Source organism: Streptomyces sp. NPDC049887, assembly GCF_040656535.1.
Taxonomy (GTDB): domain Bacteria; phylum Actinomycetota; class Actinomycetes; order Streptomycetales; family Streptomycetaceae; genus Streptomyces.
Map to the genome: position 1 here is coordinate 72,174 of NZ_JBFAMM010000004.1, position 20,941 is coordinate 93,114.

18 protein-coding genes and 1 tRNA gene are annotated in these 20,941 nt (G+C 73.7%); 10 read left to right on the forward strand and 9 right to left on the reverse strand.

Annotation, left to right across the window (positions count from 1 at the left end; translation table 11 throughout):
• The first annotated feature begins 77 nt into the window (after positions 1-77).
• The 3 genes from AB0J10_RS06465 (at position 78) to AB0J10_RS06475 (ending at position 2,875) form a co-directional block, all read left to right on the forward strand.
• On the forward strand, positions 78-920 hold the full coding sequence (locus AB0J10_RS06465) for a decarboxylase (protein ID WP_363058436.1): 843 nt from the start codon (positions 78-80) through the stop codon (positions 918-920).
• Positions 917-1,654, forward strand: coding sequence for an aspartate/glutamate racemase family protein (locus AB0J10_RS06470; RefSeq protein ID WP_363058438.1), 738 nt, complete (start codon positions 917-919; stop codon positions 1,652-1,654). Before AB0J10_RS06465 ends, AB0J10_RS06470 begins: the two co-directional genes overlap by 4 nt.
• A 63-nt stretch (positions 1,655-1,717) precedes the next feature.
• Positions 1,718-2,875: an LLM class flavin-dependent oxidoreductase gene (locus AB0J10_RS06475; RefSeq protein WP_363058440.1), complete on the forward strand. Its 1,158-nt coding sequence runs from the start codon at positions 1,718-1,720 to the stop codon at positions 2,873-2,875.
• A 203-nt stretch (positions 2,876-3,078) separates the two neighbouring features.
• On the opposite strand, the gene AB0J10_RS06480 is transcribed toward AB0J10_RS06475, so the two are convergent.
• Positions 3,079-4,935 (reverse strand): EAL domain-containing protein, encoded by a 1,857-nt coding sequence (locus AB0J10_RS06480; RefSeq protein WP_363058442.1) that lies wholly within the window; start codon positions 4,933-4,935, stop codon positions 3,079-3,081.
• Between the two features lie 285 nt (positions 4,936-5,220).
• Between AB0J10_RS06480 and AB0J10_RS06485 the strand changes: the two genes are divergently transcribed.
• Positions 5,221-6,507 carry a M6 family metalloprotease domain-containing protein gene (locus AB0J10_RS06485; RefSeq protein WP_363058443.1) on the forward strand — a complete coding sequence of 429 codons (1,287 nt, stop codon included), beginning with the start codon at positions 5,221-5,223 and terminating at the stop codon, positions 6,505-6,507.
• Between the two features lie 85 nt (positions 6,508-6,592).
• Here the strand turns inward: AB0J10_RS06485 and AB0J10_RS06490 are convergent.
• The 6 genes from AB0J10_RS06490 to AB0J10_RS06515 form a co-directional block, all read right to left on the reverse strand.
• Positions 6,593-6,666, reverse strand: a tRNA-Lys gene (locus AB0J10_RS06490).
• The gene (locus tag AB0J10_RS06495; RefSeq protein WP_363058445.1) at positions 6,657-7,325 is read right to left on the reverse strand and encodes a bifunctional DNA primase/polymerase; all 669 of its coding nucleotides are present in this window, start codon (positions 7,323-7,325) and stop codon (positions 6,657-6,659) included. The genes AB0J10_RS06490 and AB0J10_RS06495 overlap by 10 nt, the downstream gene beginning before the upstream one ends.
• Positions 7,326-7,548: 223 nt before the next feature.
• Positions 7,549-7,908 carry a hypothetical protein gene (locus AB0J10_RS06500; RefSeq protein ID WP_363058447.1) on the reverse strand — a complete coding sequence of 120 codons (360 nt, stop codon included), beginning with the start codon at positions 7,906-7,908 and terminating at the stop codon, positions 7,549-7,551.
• Between the two features lie 180 nt (positions 7,909-8,088).
• Positions 8,089-9,423 (reverse strand): AAA family ATPase, encoded by a 1,335-nt coding sequence (locus AB0J10_RS06505; RefSeq protein WP_363058866.1) that lies wholly within the window; start codon positions 9,421-9,423, stop codon positions 8,089-8,091.
• Positions 9,424-9,431: 8 nt separating this feature from the next.
• On the reverse strand, positions 9,432-11,021 hold the full coding sequence (locus AB0J10_RS06510) for a hypothetical protein (RefSeq protein ID WP_363058449.1): 1,590 nt from the start codon (positions 11,019-11,021) through the stop codon (positions 9,432-9,434).
• 130 nt (positions 11,022-11,151) lie between these two features.
• Positions 11,152-12,327 carry a hypothetical protein gene (locus tag AB0J10_RS06515; RefSeq protein ID WP_363058451.1) on the reverse strand — a complete coding sequence of 392 codons (1,176 nt, stop codon included), beginning with the start codon at positions 12,325-12,327 and terminating at the stop codon, positions 11,152-11,154.
• A 374-nt stretch (positions 12,328-12,701) separates the two neighbouring features.
• Between AB0J10_RS06515 and AB0J10_RS06520 the strand changes: the two genes are divergently transcribed.
• Positions 12,702-13,322 carry a histidine phosphatase family protein gene (locus AB0J10_RS06520; protein WP_363058453.1) on the forward strand — a complete coding sequence of 207 codons (621 nt, stop codon included), beginning with the start codon at positions 12,702-12,704 and terminating at the stop codon, positions 13,320-13,322.
• 7 nt (positions 13,323-13,329) lie between these two features.
• Here AB0J10_RS06520 and AB0J10_RS06525 read toward each other — a convergent pair whose 3' ends face one another.
• A complete protein-coding gene (locus AB0J10_RS06525) occupies positions 13,330-14,709 on the reverse strand; it encodes a tetratricopeptide repeat protein (protein ID WP_363058455.1) in 1,380 nt (459 codons plus the stop codon).
• 272 nt (positions 14,710-14,981) lie between these two features.
• Here AB0J10_RS06525 and AB0J10_RS06530 point away from each other — a divergent pair, with 272 nt between their 5' ends.
• Positions 14,982-15,464: a hypothetical protein gene (locus AB0J10_RS06530; RefSeq protein ID WP_363058868.1), complete on the forward strand. Its 483-nt coding sequence runs from the start codon at positions 14,982-14,984 to the stop codon at positions 15,462-15,464.
• Between the two features lie 113 nt (positions 15,465-15,577).
• Positions 15,578-16,444, forward strand: a complete 867-nt coding sequence (locus tag AB0J10_RS06535; RefSeq protein ID WP_363058457.1) for a fused MFS/spermidine synthase — start codon at positions 15,578-15,580, stop codon at positions 16,442-16,444.
• A 91-nt stretch (positions 16,445-16,535) separates the two neighbouring features.
• On the opposite strand, the gene AB0J10_RS06540 is transcribed toward AB0J10_RS06535, so the two are convergent.
• Positions 16,536-17,090 (reverse strand): hypothetical protein, encoded by a 555-nt coding sequence (locus AB0J10_RS06540; RefSeq protein ID WP_363058459.1) that lies wholly within the window; start codon positions 17,088-17,090, stop codon positions 16,536-16,538.
• Between the two features lie 69 nt (positions 17,091-17,159).
• Here AB0J10_RS06540 and AB0J10_RS06545 point away from each other — a divergent pair, with 69 nt between their 5' ends.
• The 3 genes from AB0J10_RS06545 to AB0J10_RS06555 all read left to right on the forward strand — a co-directional run bounded on the left by AB0J10_RS06545 (position 17,160) and on the right by AB0J10_RS06555 (position 20,937).
• A complete protein-coding gene (locus tag AB0J10_RS06545) occupies positions 17,160-17,849 on the forward strand; it encodes a response regulator transcription factor (RefSeq protein WP_363058461.1) in 690 nt (229 codons plus the stop codon).
• Complete coding sequence (locus AB0J10_RS06550) at positions 17,846-19,255, forward strand: HAMP domain-containing sensor histidine kinase (protein ID WP_363058463.1); 1,410 nt, start codon at positions 17,846-17,848, stop codon at positions 19,253-19,255. The genes AB0J10_RS06545 and AB0J10_RS06550 overlap by 4 nt, the downstream gene beginning before the upstream one ends.
• Positions 19,256-19,458: 203 nt before the next feature.
• Positions 19,459-20,937 (forward strand): cellulose binding domain-containing protein, encoded by a 1,479-nt coding sequence (locus AB0J10_RS06555; protein ID WP_363058465.1) that lies wholly within the window; start codon positions 19,459-19,461, stop codon positions 20,935-20,937.
• Positions 20,938-20,941: the final 4 nt, after the last annotated feature.

A 20,941-nucleotide genomic window follows, 5' to 3' on the forward strand; every position in this document is an offset into this window, starting at 1 on the left:
GTCTGACATGTACGGATTGACCCACGCTCGCACTCGAACCTACCGTCGTCAACAAGGCGTGAATGAGGGGGCCTGTGATGGATGTGTCCCTCGAAGTTTCGTTTCTGGGCGGTCCCGACCCGCAGCGCGGGATCGGGGTGGTCGCCCCGTTCGACTTCGCACTCGACCGGGAGCTGTGGCGCTGGGTGCCCGACAGCGTCTCGCTGCGTCTGACCCGGACCCCGTTCGTGCCGGTCGAGGTCTCGCTCGACCTCGCGCGGATCGTCAGTGAGCACGAGACCCTGCGCGAGGCGGTCCGGGCACTGGCCGCCTCCGAGCCCGAGGTCGTCGCCTACGCCTGCACCAGCGGCAGCTTCGTCGGCGGTGTGGCGGGCGAGCGGGCGATGTGCGAGGCGATGACCACGGCGGGGGAGGTCGCCTCGGTGACCACCTCGGGCGCGCTGCTGGAGGCCCTGGAGGAGCTGGGCACCCGCCGGATCGCCGTCGTCACGCCGTACACGGAGTCGGTGACCCGGTCGCTGGAGGACTACCTGGCCGAGGGCGGGGTATCGGTCACGGGCCGCGCCTTCCTCGGACTGACCCGGCACATCTGGAGGGTGCCCTACCGGTCGGTGGTGGACATGGCACGCCAGGCGGTGGTGGGTGCGGCGGACGCCCTCTTCATCAGCTGCACGAACCTGCCGACGTATGACGCGATACCCCAGCTGGAGGCGGAGCTGCGCATGCCGGTGCTCTCCGCGAACCAGGTCACGATGTGGGCGGCGCTGCGCAGGATCGGCGTGTACGCCGTCGGTCCCTACCAGGCCCTCCTGATGCGGACCGCCGGTCCGCACGAGGAGCCGCCGCCCCCGCCGGCCCCGCCCGTGCCGCCGGTCGTGCCCCCCGTCGCCCAGCCGGAGGAAAAGGAAGGATGGACATGACGACAGTCGGACTCCTCTACCCGGGGCACTCCGCCGAGGACGACTACCCCAGGATCGCGGTCCTGCTCGGAAGCGACATCAGGCTTCCCGTCTTCCACACCGACATCGGCGAGGACGCGCACCGTGAGGACGCGCTGATCGAGATGGGGGCCGCGGACCGGCTGGCCGCGGGGGTGGAGGAACTACGGCTGGCCGGAGCGGAGTCCCTGGTGTGGGCCTGTACGAGCGGCAGCTTCGTCCGGGGCCGGGACGGCGCCCAGCAGCAGATCCGCGAGTTGGCGCAGGCCGCCGGGCTGCCGGCGTCCAGCACGTCGTTCGCCTTCGTCCACGCCGCGCAGGCGCTGGGCGTCGGCCGGGTGGCGGTCGCGGCCACCTACCCGGACGACGTGACCGGGCTCTTCGAGAAGTTCCTGGAGTCGGCGGGCATCGGGGTGGTCGCGGCCCGGGCGAGCGGGATCGTCACGGCCGCCGAGGTCGGCACCTGGGAGCGCGAGCAGGTGCTGGAGCTGGCCCGGGCCGGGGACGACCCGAGGGCGGAGGCGGTGCTCATGCCGGACACCGCGCTGCACACCGCCGCCCACCTCCAGGAACTTGAGGAGGCCCTCGGCAAGCCGGTCCTCACGGCGAACCAGGTGACCGTGTGGGAGGGCCTGCGGCTGGCCGAGCGGAGGGCGTGGGCGGACGGCCTGGGGGCCTTGTTCGCCCGCCCGGACCAAGGGCCGGAAGAGGAGTAGGGCCCGCCGCCGGGGCCGATGGGGCGGAATAAACGGAGATGCCCTCCTGTTAGTGGCTGGGACATGTACGACAACGCAGGAGGCACCTCCGTGGACACACCGGACCCAGCGCGCGCCGCCGACGAGATCCGGGCAACGGCGCAGGGCGGAGCGCCCGTGCCGCTCTCGGTACTGGACCTGGTCACCGTGGGCAGCGGCAGCACCGCCGGCCGGGCGCTGCGCACCAGCGTGGACCTCGCCCGGCTCGCGGAACGGCGCGGCTACCACCGGCACTGGGTCGCCGAGCACCACTCGATGCCCGGCGTCGCCTCGTCCTCCCCGGCTGTGATCCTCGCCCACCTCGCCGCCCACACCGAGCGCATCCGCCTCGGCTCCGGCGGCGTCATGCTGCCCAACCACGCTCCGCTGGTGATCGCCGAACAGTTCGGCACGCTCGAGGCGCTGGCGCCGGGCAGAGTCGATCTCGGCCTCGGGCGCGCGCCGGGGACCGACGGCGCCACCGCCGCCGCGCTGCGCCGCACCGACGGGCTGGGGGCCTCCGCGCGGGAGGCCGGGGGAGAGGGTGCCGACGACTTCCCGCAGCAGCTCGCCGAGCTGACGCGCTTCCTGGACGACGACTTCCCGGACGGCCACCCGTACGCCCGTGTCCACGCCGTCCCCGGTCCGGTACAGGCGACTGCCGCCGGCGGGGTCCAGACCGCCGCCCGGCCCCCCGTCTGGCTGCTCGGTTCCTCCGGCTTCAGCGCCCGGCTCGCCGGGGTGCTCGGGCTGCCGTTCGCCTTCGCCCACCACTTCTCCGCGCGGAACACCGTCCCGGCGCTCGACCTCTACCGGGACTCCTTCCGCCCGTCGAAGGTCCTGGACGCCCCCTACGCACTGATCGGCGTGGCCGCGCTCGCCTCGGACGACGCACGCGAGGCGCGCCGCCAGGTGATGACCGGGGTGCTCTCGATGCTGCGGCTGCGCACGGGCCGGCCGGGGCTGATCCCGGCGCCCGAGGAGGCCGAGGCGTACGACTTCGGCCCGATGGAGCGGGAGTTCGTGGACGGCAGGCTGGCCGACATCGTCCACGGCACGCCCGACGAGGTGCGCGCCGGCCTGGACGCGCTCGTGAAGCGCACGGGCGCCGACGAACTGATGATCACGACCAACGCCCACGGCGGGGAGGCCCGGCTGCGCTCCTACGAGCTGATCGCGGACGCGTACGGGCTGCCCGGGTAGGACCCGGCGCCGGGCGTGGGACCTCGCGGAAGGCCCGGCCGCGGGGTTCCCGAAGGAAGCCCCCGACCGCCTGCCGACAAGGGCCCCAGCGGCGAGGAGGACCGGATCGGTCCGGTCACCGATCCGGTCGGGCCGTCGACGCGTTGCCCGCACGGCGGCTTTTCCACGACCGTCCGCGTCGGTGGGGGAGGCCCTGTCCGGGGTCAGACGGCGAGGGGACTGATCCCGATCATCCCGGCGATCCGGTCCGGTGCCACCGCGCGCGAGTACAGCCAGCCCTGGCCGGTGTCGCAGCCGATGCGACGCAGCCGTTCCGCCTGGCCCGCGGTCTCGACACACTCGGCGGTGACCGTGAGACCGAGCCGGTGGGCGAGCTCGACCATCGCCTCGACGATCGTCTCGTCCGCGGGGTTCGGATGCGTGCCGTCGTCGTAGCGGAAGCCGCGCACGAACGAACCGTCGAGCTTCAGCACCGACACCGGAAGACGGCTCAGGTAGGCCAGGTTCGAGTAGCCCGTCCCGAAGTCGTCGATCGCGATCCGTACGCCCATGTCGCTCAGTGCCTGGAGCACCTGCAGCGGCCGCCCGGCCGAGCCCATCACCGCGGACTCGGTGAGCTCCAGCTGCAGCAGTTGGGGCGCAAGGCCCGTCTCGTCGAGGATCCCGGCCACATCGGCGACCAGGTCGGAGTCCCACAGCTGGCGCACGGCGACGTTGACGCTGACGAAGAGCGGCGGTTCCGCCGGGTGTTGGAGCTCCCACCGACGGGCCTGCCGGCACGCGGTGCGCAGGATCCAGCGGCCCAGCTGGACGATCGACCCGTCCTCCTCGGCGATTCCGATGAACCGATTCGGCGCGAGCGTGCCGAACTGCGGGTGCCTCCAGCGCACCAGGGCCTCCACACCCCGGACCGCTCCGTCCGCCATGCACACCAGCGGCTGGTACTCCAGCGTGAACTCCCCGCGCTCCACCGCCGGTCTGAGCGACGAGGACAGGGCCTGACGGGTCATCCGGTGCGCGTTGCGCTCGGGGTCGAAGAACGTCCAGCGGGCCTTGCCGTCCGCCTTGGCCCAGTACAGCGTCGTGTCCGCGTCCTGCATCAGCCCGGTGGCGGTGGTGCCGCCGGCCGCGCGCTCCACCACCCCGATGGACGCGGACACCGACAGCCGCTGCCCCGACAGGTCGAACGGCTGCTGGAGCGCGGCCAGGACGGACCGGGCCAGATCGGCGAGCTGCTCCGTGCCGGTGGAGTCCTCGACCAGGATCGCGAACTCGTCGCCGCCGAGCCGGGCCACGAGATGGGAACCGCCGCGCGACTGGCCGTCGCGGTCCGCGCACTCGGTCAGCCGGGAGGCCACCGCCGTGAGCAGCCGGTCGCCCACCCGGTGGCCGAGGGTGTCGTTGACCGCCTTGAAGCCGTCGAGGTCGAGGTAGCAGAGCCCGATCCGGCCCGTGCCGCCGTGCTCGTAGGACGAGGAGTCGAGGGCGGTGCTGAGGCGTTCGAAGAACAGGGCGCGGTTGGGCAGCCGGGTCACCGGGTCGTGCATCTGGAGATGGCGCAGCCGTGCCTGGAGTTCACGGCGGTCGCTGATGTCCGCGACCGAGAGCAGTACGCGCTCTCCGCCGGGGACGGGAGCGACCGTCACCTCGGCCCAGACGGGGTGGCCGTCCGCGTGTTTGAGGCGGCGGGTGCAGCGGAAGCATGAGCTCCGCCCGTTCAGCACCTCGCCGTAGGCGAGCAGGGAGCGGCCGTCGGAGCCGAGGTCGACGAGATCGGCGGCGGGCCGCGAGCGGAGGGCGTCCGGCTCGGCGCCGAGGAGGGCGGCGAGCGCGTCGTTCGCGGATACGACGAGGCCCTCGCGGTCGACGAGGGCCATGGCGAGCCGGGAGGCGTTGAACGCGGCGCGGTAGTCGGCGAGTTGCGTCTCGGCCGCCCGGCCGCGGACCGGCCCGGCGGGGCCGGGAGGGGGCGTGGGGATCTCACCCTCCGTGACGGGAGGATGGTCGCTGTCGGGTGCCGCGACGGTCGCGCTTCCCCGTCCTTCCGTGTGTCCGCTCACCTCTCGCTCCCGCGGTGCAGTCGTGTCGTTCAGGCCGGGCCAGGGCCGGAATCTCAGGAAAGTGTGCCGATCATAGAGGCCGGCCGGGTGGGCGTTCCAGCTTTCGGACGGCGATCAGGGGGACCGGAAGGTCCAGACCGATCGTTTCTGCCCGGGTGAGGACCGGGCCAGGGCTCTCGTGATCGGTTGTGACTTTCCGTGTATCACCGGGGTGTCGTGGTCTGCTCACCCGACCGGTGCAGCGGAACAGTGCGAATCATCATAAAAACGCACAAGCTGGGTTGGATGTCCCGCATTCCGCAGCCGGAGGTCCACGTGGAGGGTCAGCAGACGCTCGAGGATCCACCCGAGGGAGTGCAGCGGCCGACCCTGCGAGCCGGCGCCGCTGTGTTCACCTCCCTGGTGGCCCTCGTCGCGACCACCCTCGCGGCCGGTCCCGCCTCGGCCGCGACCTCTCCGCACCCCTGCGCCCTGCCCCGGACCGCGGCACACCACTCGCTGGGACTGGACAGCTGGAACTCCGCCTACCCGCGGCCCGACCGGGCCGTCGACGCCGTCATGGTCTTCCTCTCCTTCCCGGACTCCACCCCCCTCACGACACCGGACGACCTGGTCGCCGACCACTTCCCCGCGACCGGAGACTTCTTCCGCAACGCCTCGTACGGGAAGTTCCAGCTGCGGCCGCACCCCGTGCGCCAGTGGATCCGGATGCCGAAGGCGTCGACCGAGTACCGCACAAAGCGGGACTGGGACGCCGGGCGGCGCGCCGCCTACCTGCGGGACGCGGTCTCCGTCGCGGACCCGCTCGTGGACTTCTCCCGCTACGACGTCATCTATCTGGTCGCCGACCCGGACGCCCCCGGGGTGGACTCCGACGCGACGAAGGTGGTCAATTTCGAGCCGGCGACGAAGGCCGACGGAATCGAGCTGAAACGGGCCGTCACCGTGTTCGAACGACATCCGCCGGACCGCCATGTACTGGCGCACGAGACCGGTCACGTCTTCGACCTGCCGGACCTCTACCACCGGCCCACGGACGGCAAGGGCGACTGGGACACCCATGTGGGGGACTGGGACGTGATGGGCAGCCAGTTCGGCCTCGCCCCGGAGCTGCTCGGCTGGCACAAGTGGAAGCTGGGATGGCTGGACCGGAACCAGGTCCGGTGCGTCACCGGACCGGCCGACCGGGTCCTCACCCTGGAGCCTCTCGCGGCCGCTCCCACGCCCGGACGCCCCGCGGGAACCCGGCTCGCGGTCGTCAGGACCGGGCAGAACAGTGCGCTGGCCATCGAGGCGCGGGGAGCGACGGGCAACGACCGGGACACCTGCAAGGAGGGCGTGCTGCTCTACCGGGTGCGGAACGAGGAGGCGTCCGGTGCCGGCCCCGTCGAGGTGATCGACACCCATCCCAAGAGCGGGGCGTGCTGGGACCGCTCGGTCTACCCGCAGCTGGCGGACGCCCCGCTCGGCGTGGGGGAGGCCTACACCGTCCCGGGCGAGCGGGTCCGCGTCGAGGTGGCGGACCGTACCCGCACGGGGGCGTGGACGATCAAGATCACGACGGTGCGGTGAGCGGATGCCGGCGGGCCCGGCGAGCGGGGCGCAGCGGGCCCACGAGGAAAGCCCCCCGCTTCCGCGAGGGGCTTTCTTCCGTCTGTGCGCCGCCAGGGACTCGAACCCCGGACCCGCTGATTAAGAGTCAGCTGCTCTAACCAACTGAGCTAGCGGCGCCTGCTGACGTCGTAGACCTTAGCACCCTGATCGGCGGGAGGAAAAATCGATATACGCACCGTCGCGGCGGAGGTCGTACGGGCCGCCCGCACACAGGCCCAGAGCAGCACCTCCGGCCCCGGGAGCCAGGGGTGCCGGGTGTCGGGGGCCACCACCCAGCGCGGCCCGGACCCGCCGGCGGGCATCGGGGCGAGCGGCGGCGCCGTGATCGCGTCACCCGTGCCGTGGCAGATCAGGGGCGGCACGGAACCGCCCCACTCCTCCCATTCCAGCAGGCTCGGCAGCCGCTGGGCCGTGCCCGGTGCCACGAACAGCAGCATCCGGCCCCGGTGGTACGCGACCGGCCCCGAGCCCGGGCCCTCCGACCACAGCCGGTCGAGCATCCGGCGCCCGAACATCGAGGGCACGTTCACCACGTCGAAGACGCCCGCGCCGCACGACACGACGAACGGCGCGGAGGGCCGCGACTCCCAGAGCGCCAGCGCGGACCGCGGGTGCGTGCTCGCGGACGCGAGCCAGTCCGCGCCGGGCGCGGTGATCTGGGCTGTCTGATGCCGTCCGTCCTCTCGGAGGAAGGCGAAGATGTCCCGCCGGCGCTCGTCGTGACGGGCGGGACTGCACGGTGCGGCGCTGATGTCGTCTCGCGGCCGAGTACTCATGACGATTACGTGTACGCGGAGTTATCGGCCGGTTTCCGCGAGTTGCGGAAATTGGGGACAGGGAGCGCCGGGAGGAGTATCTTGCCCCACCCGGCATCACCGCTCGTCATATGCGATCGGCATCCGGGGTGCGGGAACGGTCCCTGACCCGGGACGTCCGCCGCGGGGGGCGACGAGCCGGGCCTGCTGTCCCGGGAGGGTGGGCGGCGCCCCGGGCGTACGACTAGGAGCGGGGCGCCGGCCGGGGGTCGGGCCCCCGCAGCAGGTCGCGGCCGAAATCGATCATGCGCTTCGCGTAGTCCTCGCTCCACTCCGCCCGACGTGCGATCTCCTCCGCCGTCAGCCGGTCGAAGCGGCGCGGGTCGGCGAGTTGCGCGGCAGCGACCGCCTGGTACTCCAGGGCGCGGTCCGTCGCCGCCTGGAACGCCTGTGTGAGCTCCGTCGCACGTGAGAGCAGCTCCCGGGGATCCTCGATCGACTCCAGATCGAAGAAGTGCTCCGGGTCGGAGGCGACCTCCGCGGGCTCGAAAAGCAGCGGTGAGGGCCGTACCCGCCGCTCGCTCCGCCCCGACGACTCCGCCATGCGTCTCTCCTTCTCGTGGTTCCGGACCATCCCTATTGTCCCGCCCCGCACAAGAGGGCCCCGCCCCCGGGACCCGACCCGGCTGCCCCGCGGGGGCGGGGCCGGGCGGCGGCGCCACCCGGACCTGTGGCCGGCCGGGCCCACCACCGCGCGCACGGCCGAGGACCCGGGCCGAGTCCGCTACGGCGTCCAGGTGACCCGGTGCTCCCCGAGGTGGGAGAGCACCGCGTGGTTCGCCTCCCAGCCGTCCGGGAACTTGACCGTGACGCCGAGCTGCACCGGCTCCGTGGACGGGTGCTCGTCCAGGAGCTCGGTGACACCCGCCCGGCACACCACGACACACGCCTGGCGGTGGCGGGAGGCCAGTACGCAGAGGCGGCCGGTCTCGAGGTGGAACGCTGTCGCGTCCGGGCGGCCCGAGAGGGGGTGGAGCACGACCGTGACATCGAACTCCCTGCCCTGGAGCCGGTTGGCCGTGTCCACCGTCACACCCGACACACCCAGCTCCGCGAGGGCAGCCCGGACGGCAGCGGCCTGGTCCCGGTGGGCCGTGCCGACGGCGACGCGGTCAGCGGTGAGCGGCACCGGGTCCGGGGAGCGCTCGGAGACCGACGCGCCCCCGCGGTCGAGCAGCCGACGGACCACGAGGGCCACGGCCCGTACCGCCTCCGGATCGGTGCGCGGGGTGTGCCGGGCGGGCAGTTCCAGCAGGCCCCAGCCGGACTCGGCCGCCTCGTCCAGCACCCGGTCGGGACCGGTGCCGTTCGACGCGACCCCGAACGCCAGCCGACGGTCCCCGGGTCCGGTACCGCTGCGGAAGGGCGTGTACGGGTAGAACGCGCCGGAGACCAGGGGCGCGGCCGATGCCGGAAGCCGCCAGGACACGGGCAGCCGGTGCTGCGGCAGCTCCGGGTTGTGGGCGAGCAGCGTGGACACCGCGCTCGCCGACGGGTCATACGACAGCCCGGCCCACTGCTCGGCCCCGACCACGGAGAACGGATCGAGCTGCCCCGGGTCCCCGACGAACAGCGCCCTCTCGAACAGCCCCGCCACGGCGAGCAGCGCGTCCGACCGCATCTGGTACGCCTCGTCCACGATCGCGTGCCGCCATGGTTCGACGCCCTTGACGTGCGCCCACTTCGCGGCGGTCGAGATCACCACGTCCAGCCCGGTGAGATCGCCCGCCTTCGCCGACTTCCGTACGTTCGGCAGCTCGTCGAGCGCCCTGTCGTAGGGGTCGGGGTCGTTGCTGTGCAGCCGGCCGACCGGTAGCTCCGGCTCCTTCTCGGCGAGCCGCACCACCAGATCGTCGACCTGGGCGTTGGTCTGCGCCACGACCATCAACGGGCGCCCGGCCGCGGCGAGTTCCCGTGCCGCCCGCACCACGAGCGTCGACTTCCCGGCGCCCGGCGGGGAGTCCACGACGACGCCCCGGGCGTCTCCGTGGAGGGTGTCCGCCAGGATGGCGGCGGTGGCACGGGCCGCCTCCGAGCCCGGGTCGAACAAAGGGGTCACGGTCCCCGTCACAGCAGGTCCTCCGGGGTCACGGCGTCGGGGCTCTCGGCGGAGTCGGTACGCGGCGGGCCGCCGTGGGTCCACGGCGTGTCCTCCGGTTCCGGCAGCTTCGGCCCGCCGCGTTGGTCGTGCTCGAACAGCGTCCAGGCGACGGGCTCGCCCTCCTCCGGCACGGAGCCCTCCGCCGGGTCCCTGGAGCGGCCCATCCGGTCCAGCAGCCGCAGGACGATCGCGCCGTCCTGCTCGTACCGCACGAACTCGGCGGACTGCGGCCTGCCGTCCAGCGAGCGGTAGGCCTTCGCGCCGGCACCCAGGTGCGGATCGTCGTCCGTACGCACCGTCAGCAGCGGTCGGGGCGACGGGCGTTTCGACTCGGACCAGGCCATGACCACATCGGTGACCACGCCGACGAACGCCTCGCCCGCGAGCCGCCGTGCCGCCAGCACCAGCGGATCGTCCAGCGCCTCCTGGGCCTCCAGCTGAGCCTGGGCCGTCTCGCGCGCGGACAGCTTCCGCGCGGCGGTGACCGCGTCGTCCCGGCGCGGCTGAGGGGGCTCACCGGCCCGCACCCGGTCGCGGTGACCCGTGAACGACCAGCGGTCGCGGGTCCACCGGTCGGCGACGTGCCCTCCCTCCGGCAGCTCCCGGAGCAGGCTGATACCGGCCCACACCGCGTCCCACGTGGGGCGCAGCACCCCCTCGAGCAGGCCGCGGATCTCCCGCTCGGCCGAGGTGAGCCGGGCCAGTTGCTCCTCGGCCGCGGCGCCGTCCTCGGCGGCGGCGAGGGCCTGGCGGGCGCGGTCGTACCGCTCCATCGCGGGCGAGAGGAGCCTGTTGTCGAACGCCGGGTCCGTGGCGGGCCCGGCCGGGGGGCACACCAACTGGCCCTCGCGGTCGCGTGCCACCTCGGCCCGGAGCGCCGCCTCGGCGCCGGACCACCCCTCCGGCGGTGCGATCCAGGCGAGCAGCGCACCGAGGTGCTGGTCCTCCAGGTGGGACTGCCCGGTCGCCCAGTGCCGGCCCAGCAGATCCGTCATCGCGAGCAGCAGCGACGAGCCGGGCACCCGCGCCCGCTCGCCGTAGTGCGTCAGCCAGCGCCCGAGCAGCGGCACGCGAGGGGGAGCCGGGTAGGGGGCGTCGGGGTCCTGCTCGGCGGTCCGCCGGAACCGCATCGACCGCCCGAGGAGGCGCACGAAATCGACGCCGGGCCTGCTCGGCACGATGAGCTGCGGCGCGTCCGCGCACAGCTCCACCTCGACCCTGACCCGTCTGCCGGTCTCCGGGTCCGTCTCGCTCCGTTCGGCGGGCTCCACGTGGTCGGCGTATCCGTCGAGGTACGGAAGCAGCGTCTCCGCCAGCTTGGCGAGGAAGGCGAACCGCAGCTCACGGTCCCTCGGCTGGGCGACGGCGAGCAGTCGCGGAGCGTCCCGGTCGGTTCCCACGAGCGCCCCGAGCGGGGCGCCTGCCTCACCGGCCGTGGTGAGGGGGACGAACACCATGGGGCGCGGCGAGAGGTGGCGGTGCCGCACGGTGGCGAGCGGCTGCGCCCGCCCGCTCTCGACGGCCTCCAGCCGGGCGAGCGTACTGATCAGCGACATCCCGGCCTCCTCGCGCCGGCGTCCGCCGAGGGACCCGCCCCCGCACCGGCGTCGGCCGCGCGCGGCTGCCGCACGACGCCGGGCAGCTCCCGCCGGCGGTTCAGCGGACCGCCGGCCGCGCCGCGCGCCGTCACGCCGTCCCCCGCCCTGCTCCGGCCGTGTCCTCGCCGGCACCCGCGCCCGGGGCCCGCGTACCCGCGGCGAGGGCGTCCGTGCGGAGCCGCGCGGCGCGGCGCAGCGCGGCGACCGCCGGGTCCGCCGGGTCGCCGGATTCGCCGCGGGCCGCGGAAAGGACCTCGGCGACCGCGGTCAGCCCTCCCAGCTCGCCCCTCACGGCCCGGCCGAGCGACTCGACCGCGCCGGTGGAACGGGCCCGTTCCCGGCAGTGCAGGGCGAGTTCGCAGGCGGACAGGCATTCCGGGGCGTAGGCGGAGGGGACCGACTCGACCGCCGAGGCCAGTTCGCCGGAGGAGCGGGACTCCAGGTCGAAGCCGACCCCGTCCGGCAGCGCCGAGGCGATCTCCTCGATCCGGGTCAGCCGCGCCAGTTGCCGCCGGGTGACGGAGAGCTGCTTGCGCACGTCGACGGCCGAAGCGGTCGGCAGGTTGGAGAAGTCCTTGGGGCACACCAGCAGTACGGAGTGGTCCACGGACGCGTCCTTCGTCAGCTCCGCGACCCGCTCCAGCGCCAGTACGTACACCGCGGCCTGGCGGGCCGCCGCGCCGACCTTCGAAGGGTCGGCGGCGCCGTCGACCATCGGGAAGGACTTGATCTCGACGACGGTCCACCGGCCGTCGGGGTGCACGACGACCGCGTCCGGCTCGAGGAACGCCGGCGAGCCCGCGACCTCCAGTGCCAGCATCGGGTGGTCCAGCAGTGTCCATGCCCCGGCCGCCGTGGCCTCCCGCAGGGCCAGCGCGGTGCGCGCCGCGCGGCCCTCCGGACCGGCCGCCGTCAGATCGGGGACGAGCGCCCCGTGCGGATCGGCCACGCCGAGCAGCCCGAGCAGTTCCGTGCCGCCGTCGGCCTTGACTCTGGCCTCGAACGCGTTCCCCCGCATGAAGGCGAACTGGGACTGGCCGAAGGTGGCGGGCGAGCCCAGTGCCAGGGCGAGCGCCGCCTTGTCCACTCCCGCGCCGTCCAGCAGCGCGCGCCGCTTGCAACCCGGGTTCGCGGCAAGCGCGGCCAGCGCCCGGGCGTCGAGCGGATGCGGCGCGGTGGACGGCCCGCGCAGCTCGGCCAGTCGCTGCCGGAGTGCTGTCGCCGGCGCGGGTGGGAGAGGTCCGCTGTCGAGGGATGTGCTCACCCGCGGAAGTCTCGCATCCGCCACCGACAACGGGGGAACGGTTGCCGGAGACGGCGCCCCGCACACCGTCGCGCCTCCCGGCCCGCACATCGTTCCGTGCCTGCCCCGGCAGGTCCCCGCGCCCGGACCCGCACGTCCGTTCGTGCCCTGCCCCGCGTCCCCTCGCGCCACCGGGCCGCAGCGCCCACCGGCCGGGTGCCGCCGCGGGGCCCTCGTGGACCGTGGTGCGTGGGCCGTCGTGCCACGTACGGTGCACGGGAGGGCTGCCTGTCGCCGTACGGGAGGGCTTCTCCCGTACGGGAGGGCGGGGCCCCTCGCGCCGGCCCCCCGTCCCAGCGCGGGCGCCCGGGGGGACCGCCGGGGATGATGGACCCATGGCACCGCGCATATTCCTGGCCCGGCACGGCCAGACCGAATGGTCCCTGCTCGGCCGGCACACCGGCCGGACGGACATCCCTCTCCTCGACGAGGGCCGCCGCACGGCGAAGCTGCTGGGGGAGCGGCTGCACCGGTCCCCCTGGGACGGCCTACCGGACGTCGAGGTCCGCACCAGCCCGCTCTCCCGCGCCCGCGAGACCTGCGACCTGGCCGGATTCGGCGACCGCGCGCAGGACTGGGACGCTCTGATGGAGTGGGACTACGGCGCCTACGAGGGCAGGACGCAGGCCGAGATCCGGGAGACGGACCCCGACTGGTTCATCTGGCGGGACGGCGTTCCCGTCGGGGTGCCCGGAGCGCCCTCGCGCGGGGAGACCCTCGCCGAGCTCTCCGACCGCGCCGACGGGGTCATCGAGTACGTGCGCTCGGCCGACCGCGACGTGCTGGCCTTCGCGCACGGCCACATCCTGCGGGTCCTGTGTGCCCGCTGGATCGGCGAGGACGTCTCCTTCGCCGCCCGCATCAAGCTGAGCCCGGCCAGTCTCTCGGTGCTCGGCTGGGCCTACGGCGCCCCGGCGGTCGACCGCTGGAACGACACCGGGCACCTCGGCACCTGAGCCCCGCTCAGACCCGGGCCACGGCCTCGGACGCCGCGTGGCGGTCCAGGAACGCCGCCACCCCGGCCGTCCTCCGGCGCGGCCCGAGTTCTCGCGCCGTGTCGGCGAGCATCGCGCGGATGCGGCCGGACTCGACGTCGCCCTCCAGGGCGTCGAGCACCCGCTCGCCGACCGCGGCGGCCTCGGCGGGCGCGTCGGCGCGGGCGAGGTCCGCGGCCAGCTGGGTCCGGTAGAGGGCGAGGTTGCGGGCGAAGTGCGGGTCCTGCAGCGCGGCCGCGCGGTGCGCGTGACGGGCGGCGCGAGGCCACTCGCCGAGCGCCGACCAGCACTGGGCCTCCAGGGCCTGGAGTTCCGGCTCGCCGAAGAACGACATCCACTCCGGGTCCGTGTCCGAGGGCCCGCGACCGAAGAGCGTATGGGCGCGGGACAGCGCGCGCTCGCAGCCGGCGCGGTCGCCGAGACCGGCCCAGGCGCCCGCCTCGCGCAGGGTGAGCAGGGCCAGCAGCCGGTCCGAACCGAGCCGTCCCGCCGCGCGCTGCCCGGCCTGCGCGGCCCGGACCGCCTCCCGGTGCCGGCCCGTGTCCCGGGCGAGGAAGGAGGTGTTGCAGAAGGCGTGCGCCTCCAGCGCCGCGTCGCCGGCGACGCGTGCGGTCGCCAGCGCCTCGGCGTAGTGGGATCGGGCGTCCTCCAGCCGGCCCGAGTCATGGGCCAGCCAGCCGACGGAGATGGCGAGTTCGCCCGCGCCCGCGGCCAGCCGGTCCGCCGTCGAGCCGCGCGTGGTGGCACCGGCGTCGAGCAGCGCGTAGGCGGCGCGCAGCGGCTGCGCGGCCCGCTTGTAGAGCCCGTCCGCGCCGTGGCGGTCGTCCAGCAGCCGGATCTGCCGCACCGCGGCCTCGACGGCGTTCACCTCGGACGCGCCGACCCGTTGCCGGGGGAGGTCGGAACGCAGGGCCTCGGTGCCGGGCAGGGGGCCGAACCCCAGGGACGCGGCCGCCACGGTGACGGTGCCGCCGGTCATGAACGCGCGACGCAGCACGTCGCTCTCCTCGTTGCTGTAGGTGCTGTTGGTGCCGTTGGTGCTGTAGTACGGATCCCCGAGCCGTGGCGTTCGCCCGCGGGCCGCTCGGCCCCGTACCGCCTCGCGCGCGGAGAACCCCAGGTCGGCCGGAGTCAGGCCCGGGAACATATGGAGGAAGACCCGCTCGTAGGCGTAGTTGGGGCAGCGGATCTCGCCCGCCTCGACCCGCCCGATGTAGCGGGCGTCGCACGCCACCTGTTCACCGATCTCCCGCGCCGCGCGCCGGACGAGCGCTGCGAACTCGCCGGGAGAGCGCTGTCCGCGCAACTGCCGGAACTTGAGGTTGGGAACTGCCCGTGACGATGCCATGGCGAGTCCTCTCCTGTGCCACGTCCGGAGCCCTCCCGGTCCGTTCGGATGTGGGACGCCTGGCTCCGGCGGAGGAAGAACGTACCGGCTGTGAGGGGTCGGCCACGCAGCGTTTGCCTACAAACGGGATATCTCACCCACGATCTGCCATGAACTGCCACCCTTTGCGGCGGCGTGCCGCCGTAGCCCTTGACGCCGTCGGGCGTTGAACCATGCGGGGACGCGGTACGTGCCCCTGCTCGGCGAGGAGGGTTCCCTTGTTGGAGGTTGGCGTGGAGACCAGTGGCGGCTCACGGACGAGTGCCCAGCATCTGCCCACCCAGGAGTACAGCGTGGCACCGGGCCCGGCAGCACCGGCACCCGGCGGAGCCGTCGAGCCCTGCGACCTGGTGACGGTGCCCGCCCGGCAGGGTCTCGAGGCGGTGGACATCCTGCGCCGGGGCGGCGCCCCCGTCGTCGGGCCGGTGCTCCACGACGGCAGCTGCGACACCCTCGGCTTCCTGGTGCCGCCCGGCACGGCGGCCGGCTGGGACATGCCGGGCAGTGCGTGCACGGAGACCTCGGGCCGGGGCATCCGGATCCCCGGCGCCTCGGCGGGCTGCCCGGTGGGCCCGGCCTCCGAGCCCTCCATGGCGGGCTCGAACTGGCTGCTGCCGCCCGGCGGCACCGACCAGGCTCCGCTCACCGACCCGGTGATGCTGCGCGAGGCCCTGGGCGAGGCGGCCCGCATGATCGAGGCCGCGGACAGCATCTAGGTGTGCTGTCCCGGCTCCCGCTCCCCGGTCCGGGCCGCGCACGGGTGAGGTCGGCCGGGCCCCGGCCCTGACCGGCGTACGCGGTCGCACCGGTGCCCGTCGATAATGGCCGGGTGGCGAGAAACAGACAGCGCGGTCGGTCGGAGGCGGCGGACGGGGTCGCCGAGCCCGTGGACGGAGGGCTCGCCGAGCTGATACCCGACCGCGACCGGCCCCGCGGCTGGACGCTGCTGATCGACGGAGCGCCCCAGTCCCACGTCGATCTGGACGATCCCGCCCTGCTGACCTTCGAGTACCAGCGCCGTCTCGGGCATGTCGTCGATCTCGCCGCGCCCGCCGGCCGGCCCCTCCACGCCGTCCACCTCGGCGGCGGCGCCTTCACCCTCGCGCGTTACCTGGCAGCGACCCGCCCGCGCTCCACCCAGCAGATCGTCGAGGTGGACGAACGTCTCGTCCGCCTGGTCCGCGACCGGCTCCCGCTCGACCCGGGCGCCCGGATACGGGTCCGCTCCGTCGACGCCCGGGCCGGGCTCGGAAAGCTCCGCGACGGCTCGGCCGACCTCGTCATCGCCGACGTCTTCAGCGGTGCGCGCACCCCGGCGCACCTGACCAGCACCGAATTCCTCGCGGAGGTGCGGCGGGTGCTGAAGCCCGGGGGGACCTACGCCGCCAACCTCGCGGACGGCCCGCCGCTCGCCCATCTGCGCGGGCAGATCGCCACCGCGGCGACGGTCTTCCCCGAACTCGCCCTGGCCGCCGACCCCACCGTGCTGCGCGGCCGGCGCTTCGGGAACGCCGTGCTGGTGGCCTCGGACCGGCCGCTGCCCGTCGCCGAACTGACCCGCAGGGTGGCGAGCGACCCGCACGCCGGACGGCTCGAACACGGCAAGGCGCTCACGGACTTCACCGGCGGCGCGGTCGCCGTGAACGACGCGGCGGCCAGGCCCTCGCCGGCGCCGCCGTCCTCGGTCTTCCGCTGAGCGCCCGCCGCGTTCGCCGAGGCACCACTGCTGCCCGGGCTCCGGTTCCGGGGGGCCAAGTGCGCAGAGCCCCAGGGCCCCTCGGCGTCCCTCAGCGTTCCTCGATCTCGACGCGCGGCGCCGTGTCGTGCCAGGTGCAGAAGACGTCGATCTCCCGGCCGCCCAGCGAGAACGTCACCCGGATGTAGGTCGGCTGCTTCCAGATCTGCATCGTCCAACTGCCCGACGGGGTCGCCGAGACCAGCTCGGCCGAGCTGGGCCCGATGTCGAACGCGACCCGTCCGCCCTCGACCGTGTAGCTCTTCACATTCCCGGCAGGCGGCGGCGACCAGGGGCTCCTGCTCCTGCTGGGCGGCGCCTTCGGCTTCTCGGCAGGCGGGGTCGCCTCTGGAGAACCCACGCCTCTTCCCGGCTCGTCGCCGGACGACGGAGCCGGCGCCGGAGTGCCGGGGTCCCGTGTCGGGGACGACCGGGTCGGGGAGGGCTGCGGAGTGCGGGCGTCCGCCGTGATGGGCAGCGCGCGCGGGCGGTCGTAGGCCGTTCCCGCCATGACCGTGTGCACACCCCACCACGAGAGGGTGACCGCCGCGCCCGTGGCGAGCGACCACGCCATGGCGTGTACGAGTCCTCTCCGCATCCGGGCCATACTGCACCACGCCCGCCGTCCCTGTCCCAGGGGGGACTTCGTTACTCCGGATGGCGTACGGTGCCGCCCATGGCAAGTGTGCTCGTGGTCGAGGACGACCAGTTCGTGCGCTCCGCCCTCATCAGGCACTTGACCGAGGCATCCCACACCGTCAGGAGCGTCGGGACTGCCCTGGAGGCGCTGCGCGAAGTGGCCCATCTCCGCTTCGACGTGGTCATTCTCGACCTCGGACTGCCTGATCTCGACGGGGCCGAGGCACTGAAGATGCTGCGCGGAATCACCGACGTACCCGTGATCATCGCGACCGCGCGGGACGACGAGACGGAGATCGTGCGGCTTCTCAACGACGGTGCGGACGACTATCTCACCAAGCCGTTCTCGGTGGAACACCTGTCGGCGCGGATGTCGGCCGTGCTGCGCCGGTCGCGCGCCGCCGCGGACGAGGCCCCGCCCAGCAGGGTCATCCAGGTCGGCGGGCTGTGCATCGACCCGCTCCGCCGCCAGGCGGAACTGGACGGCGGCCGACTCGATCTGACCCGGCGCGAGTTCGATCTGCTCGCCTTCCTCGCCGGGCGTCCGGGCGTGGTCGTACCCCGCAGGGAACTCCTCGCCGAGGTGTGGCAGCAGTCCTACGGGGACGACCAGACCATCGACGTCCATCTGTCCTGGCTGCGGCGGAAGTTGGGCGAGACCGCCGCGCGTCCCCGCTATCTGCACACCCTCCGCGGTGTCGGGGTGAAACTGGAGCCGCCGAGATGAGATGGGCCCTGGTCAGGGTCTCCCTGGCGGTCACCACCATGGTCGTGCTGGCCTTCGCCGTACCGCTCGGGCTCGTCATCCAGGAGATGGCCAGGGACCGGGCGTTCTCCAACGCCGAGCGGCAGGCCGCCGCGATCGGACCGACGCTGTCCATCACCACCGACCGGCGCCAGCTGGAGCGCGCCGTCGCCTCCACGCAGGCGGGTGCGGCGGGGCGGATGGCCGTGCACGTGCCCGCCTCCGACGAGACCGGTGGCCAGGAGCTGGAGATCGGCACCCGGCGGGCCGCGGTCAAGGACCTCGCCACCACGCAGCGGATCGGCCGCGCCTCCATCACGGAGGTCACGGACGGCTCCGCGCTGCTCCAGCCCACCGCGCTCAGCTCGGGGAAGATCGCGATCGTCGAGGTGTACGTACCGGAGGACGAGGTCGGCAGGGGCGTGACCACTGCCTGGCTGGTGCTCGCGGGAGTCGGTGCGGCGCTGGTCGTCGGCTCCGTCGCCGTCGCCGACCGGCTGGGGGTACGAATGGTGCAGCCCGCCCAGCGGCTCGCCGGCGCCGCGCACGACCTCGGCGAAGGACGGCTGGGGGCACGGGTCCCGGAATCGGGGCCCACCGAACTGCGTTCCGCCGCGGTCGCGTTCAACTCCATGGCGGACCAGGTCGTCCAGCTGCTCGCCAATGAACGCGAGCTGGCCGCCGATCTGTCGCACCGGCTGCGCACCCCGCTGACCGTGCTCCGGCTCAACGCCGCCTCACTGGGCACGGGCCCCGCGGCCGACCAGACCAGGGCCGCGGTCGAGCAGTTGGAACGCGAGGTCGACACGATCATCCGCACGGCTCGCGAGGCCAAGCCGCAGACCCAGGCGACCGGGCCGGGTGCGGGCTGCGACGTCTCCGAAGTCGTGCGGGAGCGCATGGAGTTCTGGTCGGCGCTGGCCGAGGACGAGGGGCGCAAGGTGCGTCTCGCGGGCGTGGACCGGCCGGTGCGCATTCCCGTGGCCAGACCCGAACTCGCCGCCGCCCTCGACGCGTTGCTCGGCAACGTCTTCCGCCACACGCCGGAGGGCACGGCCTTCTCGGTGGACGTGCACAACGGTGAGGACGCCGTGATCGTGCTCGTCTCGGACGCCGGCCCGGGTATAGCCGACCCGGAGGCGGCCCTGACCCGCGGCAACAGCGGAGCCAGGGACGGCTCCACGGGGCTCGGCCTGGACATCGTGCGGAGGGTCGCCGAGTCCACCGGCGGCGATGTGCGCATCGGGCACTCGGTGCTGGGCGGCACGGAGGTCCGCGTCTGGATCGGGCTCGCCGGGGCCTCGCAGCGTCCGCAGGGCCGGCTCGGCCACCGCACCAAGCGGCGCAGGAAGGGCGGGTACGGGAGCCGCAGGGGAGCGGAGGTCTGACGCCGGAGGAGACGGGAGCGCCGAGCCCGCCGCGCACGGACACGGGCGCGACGAGGACCAGAGGGATTAACCGTCTCCGATGCCGTCCTTAAGCGCACCCTAAGAACCACAACGGTCGTCCGGATGGGGAGCTTTGTCCGTTCCGGAGTCGCTAGCGTGCTGCCGCACCCCCCACTTCCGTCACGCAGAGGCAGGCACACGCGATGGGCACCAGCACGCACCGGCGCAGGGCGAGCGGCAGAGCGCAGGCGATCGGTGCGGTCGTGGCCGCCGCGCTCGTCGCCGGCGCGGCGTTCGCGTTCTCCGGGACGGCGCAGGCGGCCGCGGTGGGAGCCGCGTACACCAGGACCAGCTCCTGGGCCGGCGGCTACACCGGGCAGTACGTCATCACCAACGACACCGGTGAGGCCCGGTCCGACTGGACGCTCGAGTTCGATCTGCCCGCCGGCACGCGCATCGGCTCCCTCTGGAACGGCGACCACACCGTCAGCGGACGGCACGTCACGGTGAAGCCGGCGAGCTGGAACAAGGAGCTCGCGCCGGGCGCGTCCGTCACCGTCGGCTTCGTCACCTCCGCGAGCGGCGAAGCGGGCGACCCGTCCGGCTGCCTCATCGACGAGGTGGCCTGTTCGCCCGACGCGGGCGTCCCGTCCACCCCCGGCGGGCGCCCGACCGGGCAGCCCACGGCGAGCGGCACCACGGCGCCCACGGCTCCCACCGCGACGGCCCCGCAGTCGCCCAGCGCCACACCGACCGCCACCGTCACCGCCACCCCCCCGTCCCCCGACGGCGCCGCGAGGTTCGCCCCCTACATCGACACATCCCTCCACCCGGCGTACGACATGCTCGACACGGCGGCCAGGACCGGGGTGAAGGACTTCACGCTCGCCTTCGTCACCTCCGGCGGCGGCTGCGCCCCGCTGTGGGGCGGCGTCACCGACCTCGCGAACGACGGGGTCGCGGCCCAGATCAACGCGCTGCGCGCCGAAGGCGGCGACGTCCGGATCTCCTTCGGCGGCGCGGCCGGCCGTGAGCTCGCCCTCGACTGCACGTCGCCCGGCGACCTCTCGGCCGCTTACGGCAAGGTCGTCGACCGGTACCGGCTGTCCAAGGTCGACTTCGACATCGAGGGCGCCGCGCTGCCCGACGCGGCCGCCAACACCCGCCGGTCGCAGGCCATCGCACAGCTCCAGAAGAAGCATCCGGGGCTGGACGTCTCCTTCACCCTCCCCGTCATGCCGGAGGGACTCACCCAGCCCGGGGTCGACCTGCTCGCCGACGCCAGGAGGAACGGCGTGCGGATCGACGCGGTCAACATCATGGCGATGGACTACGGGCCCGCCTACGGCGGCGACATGGGCACCTACGCGATCCAGGCGGCCACCGCCACCCAGGCCCAGATCAAGGGCGTTCTCGGACTCTCCGACGCCGCCGCGTGGAGGACCGTCGCGGTCACCCCGATGATCGGGGTGAACGACGTCACGACCGAGATCTTCACGGTCGACGACGCGACGCAACTGGTCGCCTTCGCGCGGTCGAAGGGGATCCGGTGGCTCGCCATGTGGTCCTCGACCCGCGACAGGCAGTGCCCGGGCGGGGCACGGAACTCCGCCGACGCGACCTGCAGTTCGATCCTCCAGGAGCCCCTGGCGTTCACGAAGGCGTTCGCCGCCTACGAGTAGCCGC

What these genes read in the sequence shown, in the direction of transcription:
- AB0J10_RS06465 (WP_363058436.1), top strand. Translation starts at nt 78, where the DNA reads ATGGATGTGTCCCTCGAAGTTTCGTTTCTGGGCGGTCCCGACCCGCAG.
- AB0J10_RS06470 (WP_363058438.1), top strand. Translation starts at nt 917, where the DNA reads ATGACGACAGTCGGACTCCTCTACCCGGGGCACTCCGCCGAGGACGAC.
- AB0J10_RS06475 (WP_363058440.1), top strand. Translation starts at nt 1,718, where the DNA reads ATGTACGACAACGCAGGAGGCACCTCCGTGGACACACCGGACCCAGCG.
- AB0J10_RS06485 (WP_363058443.1), top strand. Translation starts at nt 5,221, where the DNA reads ATGTCCCGCATTCCGCAGCCGGAGGTCCACGTGGAGGGTCAGCAGACG.
- AB0J10_RS06495 (WP_363058445.1), bottom strand. Translation starts at nt 7,325, where the DNA reads ATGAGTACTCGGCCGCGAGACGACATCAGCGCCGCACCGTGCAGTCCC.
- AB0J10_RS06500 (WP_363058447.1), bottom strand. Translation starts at nt 7,908, where the DNA reads ATGGCGGAGTCGTCGGGGCGGAGCGAGCGGCGGGTACGGCCCTCACCG.
- AB0J10_RS06510 (WP_363058449.1), bottom strand. Translation starts at nt 11,021, where the DNA reads ATGTCGCTGATCAGTACGCTCGCCCGGCTGGAGGCCGTCGAGAGCGGG.
- AB0J10_RS06520 (WP_363058453.1), top strand. Translation starts at nt 12,702, where the DNA reads ATGGCACCGCGCATATTCCTGGCCCGGCACGGCCAGACCGAATGGTCC.
- AB0J10_RS06525 (WP_363058455.1), bottom strand. Translation starts at nt 14,709, where the DNA reads ATGGCATCGTCACGGGCAGTTCCCAACCTCAAGTTCCGGCAGTTGCGC.
- AB0J10_RS06540 (WP_363058459.1), bottom strand. Translation starts at nt 17,090, where the DNA reads ATGGCCCGGATGCGGAGAGGACTCGTACACGCCATGGCGTGGTCGCTC.
- AB0J10_RS06545 (WP_363058461.1), top strand. Translation starts at nt 17,160, where the DNA reads ATGGCAAGTGTGCTCGTGGTCGAGGACGACCAGTTCGTGCGCTCCGCC.
- AB0J10_RS06550 (WP_363058463.1), top strand. Translation starts at nt 17,846, where the DNA reads ATGAGATGGGCCCTGGTCAGGGTCTCCCTGGCGGTCACCACCATGGTC.
- AB0J10_RS06555 (WP_363058465.1), top strand. Translation starts at nt 19,459, where the DNA reads ATGGGCACCAGCACGCACCGGCGCAGGGCGAGCGGCAGAGCGCAGGCG.